This window comes from Bradyrhizobium sp. Tv2a-2 (assembly GCF_000472425.1).
Classification (GTDB): Bacteria; Pseudomonadota; Alphaproteobacteria; order Rhizobiales; family Xanthobacteraceae; genus Bradyrhizobium.
Genome location: NZ_AXAI01000010.1, coordinates 1 through 14,246, shown reverse-complemented (window position 1 = coordinate 14,246; position 14,246 = coordinate 1). Strand labels below are relative to the sequence as shown.

Here is a 14,246-nt window from a genome sequence, read left to right as displayed (position 1 = left end):
TCTTGGCTTGCGCAGGTCGCGCAGGCTGAAAAGGCCGATCAATCCTTCTTGAGGAAGCCGGAAAACTTCTTCTGGAACCGGGAGACGCGACCGCCACGGTCGAGAATCTGCTGGGAGCCGCCGACCCAGGCCGGATGCGACTTGGGATCGATATCGAGGTTCAGCTTGTCGCCTTCCTTGCCCCAGGTGGAGCGGGTCTGGTACTCAGTGCCGTCGGTCATCACGACCGTAATCGTATGATAATTGGGGTGAATTTCGGCTTTCATGGCATGTCCTGTGGGCGCTGGGCGCCTGTCTTCGGTCTAAAATTTCACGGAATTGGCGGCTCTATAACCCATGAAACCCGCCAAAACAAGCCGACGAGCTTCGTATCTTCCCGGATTTGCCAGCCTGCTCCGTGGCGCCTATCTGGGTCGGACAGCATAACAGGTGAGATCATATGAGCGCAGTGGAGCGGCTGGACGAGGGGCGGGGCGGACTTGGGTCGCAGCCGGACGAGGTGGTGGCGCAGGCGCTTTCCATCGACGAGGCCTCGCCCGCGCGGCGTTCGAAGCTTCGCCCGCTGCTGGCGCTCTCGCCCTATATCGCGCGCTATCGGGGACGGGCCATCCTGGCGCTGATCGCGCTGACGGTTGCCGCCGTCACCACGCTCCTGGTGCCGGTCGCGGTGCGCCGCATGATCGATTTCGGCTTCACCCCGAAGGGGATTGCGCTGATCAACAGCTACTTCAGCGTGATGATCGCGGTGGTCGCGGTGCTCGCGCTTGCCAGCGCCTCGCGCTACTACCTCGTGATGACTATCGGCGAGCGTATCGTCGCCGATCTCCGGCGCGACGTGTTCGCGCATCTGATCTCGCTGTCGCCGTCCTTCTTCGATTCCGCGCGCTCCGGCGAACTGATCTCGCGCCTGACCGCCGACACCACCCAGATCAAGTCGGCAGCCGGCGCCTCCGTCTCGATCGCGCTGCGCAACATTCTCATGTTCCTCGGCGCCGCCGCCATGATGGTGGTCACGAGCCCCAAGCTCTCCGGCTTCGTGCTGCTCGCGATCCCGCTGATCGTGATACCGCTGGTCGCATTCGGCCGCTGGGTCCGGCGGCTGTCGCGCAACGCGCAGGATACGCTGGCCGATGCGTCTGCTTACGCCTCCGAACTGGTCGGCGCGATCCGCACCGTGCAGGCCTATACCGGCGAGCGGCTCGCGAATGCGCGCTTCGGCAAGGAGGTCGAAGGCGCCTATGAGGCTGCGCGCGTCTCGACCAAGGCGCGCGCGGTGTTGACTGCGATCATCATCTTCATCGTCTTCACCAGCGTGGTCGCGATCCTCTGGGTCGGCTCGCATGACGTGCTGACCGGCGCGATCACGCCCGGCCGGCTCGGTCAGTTCGTGCTCTATGCGGCGTTTGCCGCTGCCGGCCTCGGCCAGCTCAGCGAGGTCTGGGGCGAGGTCTCGGCGGCCTCCGGCGCCGCGGAGCGGTTGTTCGAGATCCTGCGCGTCAGGCCGGAGATCACCGCGCCTGCCGCGCCGATCGTGCTTCCTTCGCCAGCGCGCGGCGATGTCGGCTTCGACGAGGTCAGCTTCACCTATCCGGCGCGGCCCGATGTGCGCGCGGTCGAGCAGGTCTCGTTCTCCGTGCGCGCGGGCGAGAAGGTCGCGATCGTTGGTCCCTCCGGTGCCGGCAAGAGCACGCTGTTCCACCTGCTGCTGCGTTTCTATGATCCTGCCTCCGGCACGATCTCCTTCGACGGCGTGCCGATCAAGTCGGCCAATCCGCAAGATTTTCGCAGCCGGATCGCGCTGGTGCCGCAGGACCCGGCGGTGTTTGCGGCAAGCGCACGTGAAAATATCCGCTTCGGCCGGCCCGAGGCCAGCGATGCCGAGGTCGAGCGTGCCGCCGCGCTTGCACATGCGACCGAGTTCATTCGCCGCCTGCCCGGCGGTTTCGAGACTCAGCTCGGCGAGCGCGGCGTGACGCTGTCGGGCGGCCAGCGCCAGCGCATCGCGATCGCCCGCGCAATCCTGCGCGACGCGCCGCTGCTGTTGCTCGACGAGGCCACCTCCGCGCTTGATGCCGAAAGCGAAACGCTGGTGCAGACCGCGCTGGAAGAATTGATGCGCCACCGCACCACGCTGGTGATCGCGCATCGCCTCGCCACGGTGCTGTCTTGCGACCGCATCCTGGTGATGGACCAGGGCCGCATCGTCGAACAAGGCACGCATGCTTCGCTCGTCGCTGCGAACGGGCTTTATGCGAGGCTGGCAAGGTTGCAGTTCGAGGGGGCTTGATCCGTCATTGCGCGCGAACCGAAGCATTCGGAGCCACGCGCGCGCCTCCGGGTTGCTTCGTCGCGGGGCCTGTGATCGTGCTGCGCTTCAGGCGGACCCGCTGGCTCCTCGCGATGACGAGGTGCCACTCCACGCCATCCTCAGCACCGGGCTCCCCGAGGTCGGATTCACCTCGTCACCTGCATGCACAAAGCCGTTGCGCTCGTAGAAGCGGATGGCGCGGGCGTTGTCCTTATTGACCAAAAGCGCAATGCCTGTGGGCGCGAGTCGCTTGGCCTCGTCAACCAGGAACCGCGCGATTTCAGAGCCCCATTGCTCCGGCGTCACCACGAGCTGGTCGAGATAGCCGTCCTTGTCGATGGTCACGAATCCGAGCAGTGCGCCATTATCTTCGGCAACCACAATCGCCGCGTTAGGCACCAACTCGCCTCGCCAACGCTCGCGCCACCACGCAAGCCGCTCCGCAAAATCGATCGACGGATAGGCCTGCTGCCACGTTCGCTGCCACAGTGCGATTGCGGCCTCCTCGTCGTCCGCGCGATAAAGGCGGAGCGTAATGCTCACCGTTCCGTCAGCTTCAATTCGATGCGGCGGTTGCGGCGGTACGCGTCTTCGGTGTTGGCAGGATCGAGCGGCTGGAACTCGGCAAAGCCGGCCGCGACCAGGCGCTGCGCCGGCACGCCGAGAGAGATCAGATACTGCACCACCGAGATGGCGCGGGCCGACGACAGCTCCCAGTTCGACTTGAAGAGCGGGTTGTTGTTGATCGGACGCACGTCGGTATGGCCGTCTACGCGCAGCACCCAGGCGATTTCACTCGGGATCTGCTTGTCCAGATCGGTCAGCGCGCTTGCGACCTTGTCGAGCTCGGACTTACCCTCAGGCAACAGCGTTGCCTGTCCAGTGTCGAAGAACACTTCCGACTGGAACACGAAGCGGTCGCCGACGACGCGGATATCGGGCCGGTTGCCGAGAATGGCACGCAGCCGCCCGAAGAACTCGGAGCGATAGCGCGACAATTCCTGCACCCGCTGCGCCAGCGCCACGTTGAGACGCTGGCCGAGATCGGCGATGCGCGTCTGCGATTCCTTGTCGCGCTTCTCGGAGGCATCGAGCGCCTCTTCGAGCGCGGCAAGCTGGCGCCGCAAGGCGCTGATCTGCTGGTTCAGCACCTCGATCTGCGCGAGAGCGCGCGTCGAGACCTGCTTTTCCGATTCCAGCGCCTTGTTGAGCTCGGTGGCGCGCCCCTCCGCACTATTGCCGGCGTTGGCAAGCCCTTCATAAAGCCCCTTGACCCGGTCGCGCTCGGCCACCGCCGAAGTAAGCCCGGCCTTGAGCGAAGCCACCTGGTCGTCAAGCGTCAGCTTGCCGAGCTTCTCCAGCGACAGCGCTTCGCTCAGTTGCGCGATCTTGGCATTGAGCTCTTCCAATGCCTTGTCCTTGCCGGTGACCTCCTGCGACAGAAAGAACTGTACCACCAGGAACACCGACAGCAGGAACACGATCGACAGCACCAGCGTCGACAGCGCGTCGACAAAGCCGGGCCAGTAGTTGAACGCGGACTCGCGCCGGGCACGTGCAAGCGCCATGGAAATCTCCGCTTAGCTCTTCTCGGGCTGGCGGGTGAGCCGCTCCAGAAGCCGCTTGATCTCGCGGTTCTGCTCGCCCTGGCCGTCGGCCCATTCCCTGATCATCTGTTGCTCGGTGCGCATATGCGCAACCAGCCCCTGGATGGCTTCCGCGAGGTTTGCCATCGCGGTGGCGGTGTGACGGCCGCCGCCTGCTTCTTCCATAGCGGTACGCAGCCGCTCAAGCGCGCCGGCGACATCACCGCCGCCGGTATTGTCGCTGCCATATTGGCGGACAGTAGTGGCAAGCCAGTCCTCGAGGTCCGTGTAGAAGCGGTTCTGCGCCTGGCTCGATTGCAGATCGAGAAAGCCGAGGATCAGGGAACCCGCCAGGCCGAACAGCGAGGACGAGAAGGAGATGCCCATGCCGCCGAGCGGGGCGGCGAGGCCCTCTTTCAGCGTGTCGAACAGAGCGCCGGCGTCGCCGCCGACCTTCAGCCCATCGATCACTTTGCCGACCGAACCGACGGTTTCGATCAGTCCCCAGAAGGTGCCGAGCAGTCCGAGAAACACCAGAAGCCCGGTCATGTAACGGGAAATGTCGCGCGCCTCGTCGAGGCGGGTGGCGATGGAATCGAGCAGGTGCCGCATCGTCTGCTGCGAGATGCTGATCCGCCCGGTGCGCTCGCCGCCGCCCCCGAGGATCGCCGCCATCGGTGCCAGCAGGGTGGGGTGGCGGTCCATCGCAAGGCCGGGATCGGCGATTCGGAAGTTATTGACCCAGGCGACTTCCGGATAAAGCCGGATCACCTGGCGGAACGCCAGGATGATGCCGATCAGAAGCACGATGCCGATCAGGGCGTTGAGCCCGGGATTGGCGAAAAAGGCCAGCACGATCTGCTTGTACAGGACCACCGCGACCAGCGCGCACAGCACCAGGAAAACCAGCATGCGCAGCAGGAAGATCCGCGGCGAGGACAATTTGTTCAGGTCGATCTCCATGGCGGAGCGGGGAGCGGAGCCGGAGGGCATTCTGATATCCGTGACAAGGAACCGGTTTCACGCCGCACTATGGCACAGCGGCGGCTGGAAAAAAGCGGCCACGGCCCACTTTCATGGGCGACGATGGTCGCGAGACTGAACCCGTCAGGGCTGAAACCGGTCGGTTTCGGCGACTTATCCATCCAAAGGCCTGTCTGGGTGCCCTGTCCATTGCACGCGACGATGACGCTCTCTTACCTGAAAGCCTTGGTTGCAATGGCGGTTTCGCTCTCGATCCCGATGACTGGCTCGCCAAGTTCGATGCCAGCCGCGGTGCGATCGAAGCCGTCTTCCGCAACGTTGACCGCGACGACACTTTGCTCTGGATGCTTCGCTGGCGCTGGTTCTTCCTCGCCACGTCAGGCCTGCTCGGCCATGACGAAGGACGAGGATGGAGCGTCGACCATTGGCGACTGCTTGCGGCGGACTGACGCAGCTCAATATTCTCGATGATTGCGAAAAGCGCTGCGCCGTCAATGTGTTCCCTGACGTGTGACAATGCGCCTGTGTGGCAATGCGCCGCCGCGGTCTGCGTTGCGTTGCAATAGGCGAATTTTCTATCTCTAGCGGCAAGCCGCATGCACGCGTCAGGCGCTGCATGGATCGCAACCATTCGTGCCAACCGCAAACAAGGGGCTAATATTTTCATGTCGCCGTCTCGCGTGCCATCGGCCAGCGCCTTTCTTCTGCTCGCCGCTCTCGCGCCCATTCTCGCCGGCTGCAACCAGTCCAATTCAGCCACCGCGGCAGCCGAACCGGTCGAACCAGAGGTGAGCGTCGTCACCGCGTCACCGCAGGCGCGCGCCATTGTCAGCGAGCTGCCAGGGCGGATCGCGCCGACGCGCGTCGCCGAAGTGCGGCCTCGCGTGTCCGGCATCGTGATCGAGCGCGCCTTCCACCAGGGCAGCGAGGTCAACGCCGGCGATCCGCTCTATCGCATCGACCCCAAGCCATTCGAGATCGAGGTGCAGTCGAACGAGGCAGCGCTTGCGAAAGCGGAGGCCACATTGCGCCAGGCCGAGCAGCAGGCGCGCCGCATCGCCTATCTCACGAAGGAGCGCGCGGCATCGGAAGCCGAGAATGACCGGGCGGTGGCGGCCGAACACCAGGCGAAGGCCGATGTCGAGGGCGCCAAGGCGGCGCTCGCGCGGGCCAGGCTTAATCTTGGCTATACGACCGTGCGTGCGCCGATCGGCGGCGTGGTCGGTGCTGCCCTGGTGAGCGAAGGCGCGCTGGTGATCCAGGACCAGACCAATCTTGCGACCATCCAGCAGCTCGATCCGATCTATGCCGATTTCACCCAGTCGGTCACTCAGCTCAGCCAGCTGCGCCGCGCCTTCGAGGCGGGCGATCTCGAACGCATTGCGCCAGGCGCTGCCAAGGTGCGGCTCGCCTTGGACGACAACACACTCTATTCGGCCGACGGCAAGCTGCTGTTCTCCGACGCCCGCGTCGACATCAACACCGGGCAGGTGACGCTGCGCGGCCAGTTTCCCAATCCAAAGCGCGAATTGCTGCCGGGCATGTATGTCCGCGTCCGCATCGAGCAGGGTATCGACGGCGATGCCATCGCAGTCCCTCAGCAGGCCATCCAGCGCAATGGCGGCGGCGGCAGCGAGGTGTTCGTGGTGAAGGACGACAACCGCGTCGCCCTGCAGCCAGTCCGCACCGGCTCGGTGCAGGATGGCCAATGGTTCGTGACCGACGGGTTGAAGGCCGGGGACCGGGTCGTGGTCGAAGGTTTCCAGAAATTCGCCGCCGGCGACAAGGTAAAGCCGCAGATCTGGACCGAAGCTGCGGAAGCCGGAGAGCTTCGCCAGCACAGCATGCGAACCGTCAGGTAAAGCAATGCCCAGCTTCTTCATCGACAGGCCGATCTTCGCCTGGGTCGTCGCGTTGTTCATCTGCTTGATCGGCGCGATTGCGATCCCGCTGCTCCCGGTCGCGCAATATCCGATCATCGCGCCGCCTTCGATCTCGGTGACGACCTCCTATCCCGGCGCCTCGCCGGAGAACCTCTACAACAGCGTCACGCGCCTGATCGAGGAAGAGCTCAACGGCGCGCCGGGTCTTCTCAACTTCGAATCGACCAGCGACTCGCTGGGTCAGGTCGAAATCACGGCCTTTTTCGCACCCGGCACCGATACCAGTGCAGCCTCGGTCGAGGTGCAGAATCGCATCAAGCGCGTCGAGGCGCGGCTGCCGCGCGCCGTGCTGCAGCAGGGCATTCGCGTCGCGGAGGCTTCCAGTGCGACGCTGCAGATCATTACGCTGAGTTCGACCGACGGCAGCCTCGATGAGGTCGCGCTCGGCGACTTCATGACCCGCAATGTGCTCGGTGAAATCCGCAGGATTCCCGGCGTCGGCCGCGCCATTCTTTATTCGACCGAGCGCTCCCTTCGCATCTGGCTGGATCCCGACAAGCTGGTCGGCTATGGCCTCACCGCCGACGATGTCACGCGGGCGGTCAACGCCCAGAATGCACAGGTTGCTTCCGGCGCGATCGGCGCGGAACCCAGTACGCGCGACCAACGCATCTCGGCGCTGGTGCTGGTCAAGGGCCAGCTTGCGACGCCGGAGGAGTTCGGCGCGATCACGCTGCGGGTCAATCCGGATGGCTCCTCGGTGCGCTTGCGCGACGTCGCGCGGGTGGAGATCGGCGGCTACAGCTACCAGTTCACGACGCGCCTGAATGGCAAGCCGACCGCCGGCCTGTCGGTGACGCTGTCGCCGAGCGGCAATGCGCTGGCAACCGCGACGGCCATCGAGGCCAAGATGAAGGAGCTGTCGCGCTTCTTCCCGGCCAATATCACCTATGAAATTCCCTACAACATCACGCCCGTCGTGAAGGCTTCGATCAACAAGGTGCTGTCGACGCTGGTCGAAGCGGTGGTGCTGGTCTTCATCGTGATGTTCCTGTTCCTGCAGAACATCCGCTACACCCTGATTCCGACCATCGTCGTCCCAGTGGCGTTGTTGGGCGCCTGTGCGACGCTGATGCTCGCGGGCTTCTCCATCAACATGCTCACCATGTTCGGCATGGTGCTCGCGGTCGGCATTCTCGTCGACGACGCCATCGTCGTGGTGGAGAATGTGGAGCGCATCATGGCCGAGGAGGGGCTGCCGCCGAAGGAGGCGACCCGCAAGGCGATGTCGCAGATCACCGGAGCCATCATCGGCATCACGCTGGTCTTGATGGCGGTGTTCGTGCCGATGGCGTTCTTCGGCGGCTCGGTCGGCATCATCTATCGCCAGTTCTCCATCACCATGGTCGCCGCGATCGGTTTCTCGGCGCTGCTCGCGCTGTCGCTGACGCCCGCTTTGTGTGCGACCCTGCTCAAGCCGGTCACGGCGGGCCATGGCCATGCGCAAAGCGGCGTGTTCGGCTGGTTCAACCGCCTGCTCGATCGCGGCAGGCTTGGCTATACGAGCGTCGTGCAGTCCACGGTGAAACGCACCGGGCGGCTGATGCTGATCTACGCCGCGCTTCTCGTCGGTCTCGGCTTTGCTTTCGTGCGCCTGCCCGGCGGCTTTCTGCCGGTCGACGACCAGGGGTTCGTCACGACCGACGTGCAGACGCCGTCGGACTCCTCTTACGCGCGGACGCTGGCCGCGATCGAGAAGGTCGAAAAATATCTGGCCGAGCGTCCCGGCGTGAAGAACGTGACCTTCCTGAGCGGCTTCAGCTTCTCGGGTCAGGGCCTCAACACGGCGCAGGCCTTCATCACCCTGAAGGACTGGTCGGAGCGCACGGCAAAGGACTCCGCGGCCGCGATCGTGGCCGACATCAACCGTGACATGGGCTCGGTGCGCGACGCCTCGATCTCGGCATTGCAGCCGCCGCCAATCGACAATCTCGGCAACTCCTCCGGCTTCAGCTTCCGCCTGCAGGATCGCGGGCAGAAGGGTTATGCGGCGCTGGCGTCTGCCGCCGAGCGGCTGGTGGCGGAGGCCAATGCGAACCCGGTTCTGCAGAAGGTCTATATCGAGGGCCTGCCGCAGGCCCCGCAGGTCAATGTCGTTGTCGACCGCGAGAAGGCGGCCGCCTTCGGCATCAGCTTCGAGGACATCAACAACACCATCTCGACCAATCTCGGCTCGACTTACGTCAACGACTTCCCCAATCGCGGACGTATGCAGCGCGTGATCGTGCAGGCGGATCGCGATGCCCGCATGAATGCCGAGGAGATCCTGGGCTACAATGTCCGGAACAATCGCGGCCAGCTCGTGCCGTTCTCGGCCTTCGCATCCATCGAATGGTCCAAGGGGCCGGCCCAGATTGCTGGCTTCAACTATTACCCCGCGATCCGCATCAGCGGCGAAGCAAAGGCAGGTTACACGTCGGGCGATGCGATTGCCGAGATGGAGCGGCTTGCGGGCAAGCTTCCGGCTGGCTTCGGCTTCGAATGGGCCGGACAATCGCTGCAGGAGAAGCTGTCGGGCTCGCAGGCTCCATTCCTGCTCGCGCTTTCGGTGCTGGTCGTCTTCCTCTGTCTCGCCGCGCTTTATGAAAGCTGGACCATTCCGCTCGCGGTGCTGCTCACGGTGCCGCTCGGCGTCACCGGCGCAGTGCTCGCGGCGATGCTGCGCGGCCTGCCGAACGACGTCTATTTCACCGTCGGCCTGATCACCATCATCGGCCTCGCCGCCAAGGACGCCATCCTGATCATCGAGTTCGCAAAGGACCTGCGCGAGAAGGGCAAGCCGCTGGTCGAGGCCACGGTGGAAGCCTGCAGCTTGCGGTTTCGGCCGATCCTGATGACCGGTCTCGCCTTCGTCTGCGGCGTGCTGCCGATGGCGATCGCCCATGGTGCGGGCGGCGCAAGCCAGCAGGCACTCGGCACCACCGTGATGGGCGGCATGATCGCCGTCGTCGTGCTGGCGCTGCTGATGGTGCCGATATTCTTCGTCTCGGTGCAGCGCGTGCTCGCACGCGACCGCGAGGAGGTAGAGGCGAAGGAAGCGAAGGCGGAAGGTCTTGAGCTCGCGGAGCCGCAGAAGCCGTAAGCGGCGCGGCGCCTATTTCGACGCCGCCTTCAGAATCTTCAGCAGCTCGCCATGCACGTATTCATTGCCGCAGACGACGTGCCCGCTGGTGACCGCATCGTCCTTGCCTTCAACACCTGAAATGGTGCCGCCGGCCTCGCGGACGAGGATCTGGCCCGCGGCGACGTCCCAGGGCGAGAGGTTGCGCTCCCAGAAGCCGTCGAGGCGGCCGGCGGCGACGAAGGCGAGATCGAGGGCGGCGGCGCCGAAGCGGCGCAGGCCCGCAACCTTGTTCTGGAGCGTCTCCATCTCGGCGCGGAACTGGACGTGATCGCCACGTCCGATATGCGGCAGGCCGCAGCCGATCACGCATTCATTGAGTTGGCGCCTTCCGGCGACGCGAAGCCGCTGGTCGTTGAGGAACGCGCCCTTGCCGCGCTCGGCGATATAGAGCTCGTCATTGGCGGGGTTGTAGACCACGCCGGCGATGATGGTGTCCTCGCGTTGCAGTCCGATCGAGATCGCGAATTGCGGGATGCCATGCAGGAAATTGGTGGTGCCGTCGAGCGGATCGACGATCCAGGTGTGGCTCTTGTCGGTCCCCTCGCGCGTGCCGCCTTCCTCGCCGAGGAAGCCGTAGCCGGGACGCGCTTTGGACAGGTCGGTGTAGAGCATCTCCTCGGCGCGCTTGTCGGCGAGCGAGACGAAGTTCGCGGGCCCCTTAAGCGACACCTGCAGATGCTCGATCTCGCCAAGATCGCGTTTCAAGCTGCGGCCGGCGCGAAGCGCGGCCTTGACCATGACGTTGATGAGGGCTGAATGCTGCATGAAGTCGGCTTGCTGTGTATTGCCTGGGGTTGCTGGCGGAACGACGTGGGTGCCCTGCCGAAACGCTCACGTCAAGGTGGGTTATTTGGTGGCAGTGGTGGCCGTGGCGGGAGCGATGGTAGTAGCCGCAGTGGCGGCGGTCCCAAGCCAGAGCTTGGCCGCCTGTTCGCCCTTGGCGCGTTCCTCGGGGCTCAGATTGGCAAACTTTTCATCCAGTTGAACGTCGCCCTTGCCGAAGGTCTTGGCGACCAGGTGCCATTTCAGCGCATCGACCTTGTCCGTCGGCGTGCCCGAACCGTAGAACAGCACCCAGGCCAGCCGGTTCTGTGCTATCGGATTGTTCTGCTTGGCTGCCTTGCGCAATAGCGCGACCGCCGCGGGTATGTTCCTCGGCGTGCCGGTGCCATTGTAGAGCGCGATGGCATATTCGACCTCGGCATCGGCATTGTCGGCAAGCGAGGCCGCTTGCAACAGCCGCACCGCCTTCTCCATGTCCTTATCTACCCCGGTGCCCTCCTTGTAGAAGGTCGCCAGCGCGTATTGCGCTTCCGGGTTGCCGGCGTCGGCGGCCATCCTGAGCAACTCCGCGGAGCGCTTGACGTCCTGCGGCAGCGTCTGCCCGTCGAGATAAAGCAATGCGAGGTTATAGGCCGCCTTGGCCTCGCCGAGCTTGGCGGCGGAGGCGAGCAGCCTGACGGCTTCCTGCTTGTCGGTCGGTCCGCCGCGGCCGGCAATACGCATCATCGCGAGTTCCAGCATGGCTTCGCGGTCGCCGGCGTCGCTGGCGCGCTTGTACCAGTCGGCAGCCTTGGCATAGTCGCGCTTGACGCCGAGGCCGCTGGAATAGAGCACGCCGAGCATGGTCATGGCGTGGATGTCGCCCGCTTGCGCGCGCGGGGTCGCAAGATCACGGGCGGTTTTGTACTGGCCGCGCTGATAGGCGGCGTAGACCACGTCGGCATTGGGGTCATCAGGCGCCGGGGCGGGCGTGGCGGAAGCGGCCGGCATGGCCGGGGTCGCGGGCTTGGCCTGGGCCGCGGGCGCCTCTGGCTTCTTGACCATATGCGGCTTGGTCTTGGTCGGCTCCGCCGCCGTAGCTGGCTGTGCCGGCTTTGGCGCCTCCGCCGGCTTGGTGGCCGGCGCTTGGACCGTCGGCGGGGTGAGCGAAATCTGCGCTGCGGCGCTCGTGGTGAGCAGCAGCGCGGCGGCCAGGATCGGTATTGCGTGCGGCGTTTTCATTGGCGTTCGAAATTACCCCTGCGCCGCCTTCGCAGCTTTGGAGGCGGTGGCATAGGCCTGTCGCATCGCCTGGTCCAGATCGGAAAGCGCCGCGGCCGGGCCTCGTTGGTCCGCCCATACGAGATCGTCAACCAGCACGAAATCCGCTCCCGCGGTGACGAACTCCGAGACCTCATCGCGCGAGGCGGCATAACCGATGCAGGGCGGCTCGAACAGCTCCGCCCACCAGGACAACCGCTCGGCGATCGCTTCCGGCGACGGTCGCTTGCCCGCAGGATCCGGCTCGCCGAACAGCACATAATCGGCGCCGCGCTCGCCCGCGATCATGGAATCGTGGCGGGTGATCAGCCGGCCGACGCCCGCGATGCGGTCGGGCTTGAGACTCGGCAGGGCCTCCTCCAGCGCGTCGATGCCGCCGAGATGCGCGCCGTCGGCACCGCCGCGGGCGACCAGCTCGACATGACCGTCGAGCAGCAGCGCACTGCCCGCCGCCTGCACCACCGGCGCAATCGTCTTGACGCGCGTGATCATGCCGCGCTGGTCGGTCTCCTTCAGCCGCAGCAACACCGCCGCGATATCGGTTGCGGCAAGCAAGCCGGGCAGGCCTGCGACGAGCCTTGCGGGATCGTCCACGACCGGCGTTGCGAGATAGAGGCGCGGCGCCGGCCGCGCGGGGGCGGATTTGGTGGACAAGCTATGCCGCCTTCTTTTCCAGCTCGGTCGCCCATTCGCCCTTGCTCGCCAGCGCATTCATACGGGCGCGGTGGGTGAAGGCGCGCTGGCCCGCAGCAACGTTTTCCGCCTTGCCGGCCCAGGCCTTCTGCGGCGCTGCCTGCAGCGCGCGGCCGTAGGAGAAGGTGAGCGGCCAGGGCAAGTTGCCGATCTTGTGCATGGCATTGAGATGCGCGGTCGCCTCTTCGTCCGACTGGCCGCCGGACAGGAACGCGATGCCCGGCACCGCCGCCGGCACGCAGGCCTTCAGCAGACGCACCGTCTTCTCGGCGACCTCCGCGACGGAGGCCTGTTTCGGGCACTTCTTGCCTGAGACGGCCATGTTCGGCTTCAGCACCATGCCCTCCAGCTCGACGCGCTGCATGCGCAGCTCCTGGAAGGTCTTGTTGAGCACGCGCTGGGTCACCTCGTAGCAGCGGTCGATGTCGTGATCGCCGTCCATCAGCACTTCGGGCTCGACGATCGGCACGATCTGCGCCGCCTGGCATAGCGCCGCATAGCGTGCCAACGCATGCGCATTGACATGGATTGCCGTCCGGGTCGGAATGCCCGCGCCGATGTCGATCACCGCGCGCCATTTCGCAAAGCGCGCGCCGCGCTCGTAATATTTCGGCAGCCGCTCGGCGAGCTTGTCGAGGCCTTTGGTCACGAGCTCGCCGGGGCAGGCGGGCAGCGCTGTCGTGCCCTCGTCGACCTTGATGCCGGGAATCGCGCCAGCCTGCTCGATCAGCTTGACCAGCGGCGTCCCGTCCTTCGCGTTCTGCCAGATGGTCTCGTCATAGAGGATGACGCCCGACACATATTTGCTCATCGCCTCCGTGGCGCGGAACAGCATCTCACGGTAGTCGCGCCGGCTCTCTTCGGTGGACTCGACCTTGATGGCGTCGAAACGCTTCTTGATCGTGCCCGACGACTCGTCGGCGGCCAGAATCCCCTTGCCCGGCGCGACCATGGCGCGGGCAATCTTGTTGAGTTCGCTGAGGTTCATTTGATCCCTCCGAGGCACGGGATTTTGCGGTCCAAAACCCCGTCTTTTGACGCGTTTTCCTCGCGCAAGCCGAAAAAGCCCGCCCGGTCGGTGCAGGCGGCCTGCACTTGCCCGGGAAAATAGACGGTTCTCGGGCAAGCGAAAGAGGATGTTCGTCGAAGGGACGGGGTTCCGGGGGCGCCGCCTCTCCCGAAGGGAAGGATTTTGGCGCCATTTTCTTGGTCGTCATCGCCCGCGAACGCGGGCGATCCAGTAGCCGAGGACTCTCGGCTCGGGCACGGCTGTCTATGGAATACCGGATCGTCCGGTCAAGTGTTCAGCCCGGGGACATGACCGACGGGTGTTCGGGGACATAGCCGACACTTTTTCCGCTCGCCAAGTCGATGATAGCGACTTGGTGTGCGGCAAAGAAGACCCCGTATTGCGCACCGTTTGCCAATGGGCGAATGGCAAGGCGCTCACCGCGGAAAGCCTGCGGGACTTTCCAAAGACGTCCCTTGAAGCTGACATAGGCTTTGGTCGTGGAGACACGGCGCACGATCTCGTGGCTGTCGTATTCGACCTTCGGCAATCGATC

12 protein-coding genes and 1 pseudogene are annotated in these 14,246 nt (G+C 64.9%); 4 read left to right on the top strand and 9 right to left on the bottom strand.

Translation table 11 applies throughout. The features are described from left to right. Nucleotides 1-38: 38 nt before the first annotated feature. A complete protein-coding gene (gene rpmE, locus A3AI_RS0121385; protein ID WP_024517530.1) occupies nucleotides 39-266 on the bottom strand; it encodes a 50S ribosomal protein L31 in 228 nt (75 codons plus the stop codon). Nucleotides 267-439: 173 nt separating this feature from the next. On the opposite strand from rpmE, the gene A3AI_RS0121380 reads away from it, so the two are divergent. Beyond that, a complete protein-coding gene (locus A3AI_RS0121380) occupies nucleotides 440-2,287 on the top strand; it encodes an ABC transporter ATP-binding protein/permease (protein WP_024517529.1) in 1,848 nt (615 codons plus the stop codon). Nucleotides 2,288-2,374: 87 nt separating this feature from the next. Here A3AI_RS0121380 and A3AI_RS0121375 read toward each other — a convergent pair whose 3' ends face one another. Genes A3AI_RS0121375 through A3AI_RS0121365 form a run of 3 tightly spaced genes read right to left on the bottom strand, consistent with a single transcriptional unit; the run spans nucleotide 2,375 to nucleotide 4,887 of the window. Continuing rightward, the gene (locus A3AI_RS0121375; protein ID WP_024517528.1) at nucleotides 2,375-2,851 is read right to left on the bottom strand and encodes a GNAT family N-acetyltransferase; all 477 of its coding nucleotides are present in this window, start codon (nucleotides 2,849-2,851) and stop codon (nucleotides 2,375-2,377) included. After that, complete coding sequence (locus tag A3AI_RS0121370) at nucleotides 2,848-3,876, bottom strand: peptidoglycan -binding protein (RefSeq protein ID WP_024517527.1); 1,029 nt, start codon at nucleotides 3,874-3,876, stop codon at nucleotides 2,848-2,850. Before A3AI_RS0121370 ends, A3AI_RS0121375 begins: the two co-directional genes overlap by 4 nt. 12 nt (nucleotides 3,877-3,888) lie before the next feature. Then, entirely contained in the window at nucleotides 3,889-4,887 is a 999-nt protein-coding gene (locus A3AI_RS0121365; RefSeq protein ID WP_024517526.1) for a hypothetical protein, read from the bottom strand. Nucleotides 4,888-4,970: 83 nt separating this feature from the next. On the opposite strand from A3AI_RS0121365, the gene A3AI_RS0121360 reads away from it, so the two are divergent. From A3AI_RS0121360 to A3AI_RS0121350, 3 genes are all read left to right on the top strand, one after another. Continuing rightward, nucleotides 4,971-5,327 (top strand): hypothetical protein, encoded by a 357-nt coding sequence (locus A3AI_RS0121360; RefSeq protein ID WP_024517525.1) that lies wholly within the window; start codon nucleotides 4,971-4,973, stop codon nucleotides 5,325-5,327. Nucleotides 5,328-5,543: 216 nt separating this feature from the next. After that, nucleotides 5,544-6,740 (top strand): efflux RND transporter periplasmic adaptor subunit, encoded by a 1,197-nt coding sequence (locus tag A3AI_RS0121355; protein ID WP_024517524.1) that lies wholly within the window; start codon nucleotides 5,544-5,546, stop codon nucleotides 6,738-6,740. Nucleotides 6,741-6,744: 4 nt separating this feature from the next. Continuing rightward, complete coding sequence (locus A3AI_RS0121350; RefSeq protein WP_024517523.1) at nucleotides 6,745-9,903, top strand: multidrug efflux RND transporter permease subunit; 3,159 nt, start codon at nucleotides 6,745-6,747, stop codon at nucleotides 9,901-9,903. A 12-nt stretch (nucleotides 9,904-9,915) separates the two neighbouring features. Here the strand turns inward: A3AI_RS0121350 and A3AI_RS0121345 are convergent, their stop codons facing one another. The 5 genes and pseudogenes from A3AI_RS0121345 to A3AI_RS43235 all read right to left on the bottom strand — a co-directional run. Then, nucleotides 9,916-10,710, bottom strand: a complete 795-nt coding sequence (locus A3AI_RS0121345; protein WP_024517522.1) for an inositol monophosphatase family protein — start codon at nucleotides 10,708-10,710, stop codon at nucleotides 9,916-9,918. Between the two features lie 81 nt (nucleotides 10,711-10,791). Next, complete coding sequence (locus A3AI_RS0121340) at nucleotides 10,792-11,949, bottom strand: tetratricopeptide repeat protein (protein ID WP_024517521.1); 1,158 nt, start codon at nucleotides 11,947-11,949, stop codon at nucleotides 10,792-10,794. Between the two features lie 12 nt (nucleotides 11,950-11,961). Next, entirely contained in the window at nucleotides 11,962-12,642 is a 681-nt protein-coding gene (locus tag A3AI_RS0121335) for a thiamine phosphate synthase (protein ID WP_024517520.1), read from the bottom strand. A gap of 1 nt (nucleotide 12,643) precedes the next feature. Next, the gene (locus A3AI_RS0121330) at nucleotides 12,644-13,669 is read right to left on the bottom strand and encodes a class I fructose-bisphosphate aldolase (RefSeq protein WP_024517519.1); all 1,026 of its coding nucleotides are present in this window, start codon (nucleotides 13,667-13,669) and stop codon (nucleotides 12,644-12,646) included. A 316-nt stretch (nucleotides 13,670-13,985) separates the two neighbouring features. Continuing rightward, nucleotides 13,986-14,246 (bottom strand): annotated as a pseudogene (locus A3AI_RS43235) (IS481 family transposase); the annotation flags it as partial.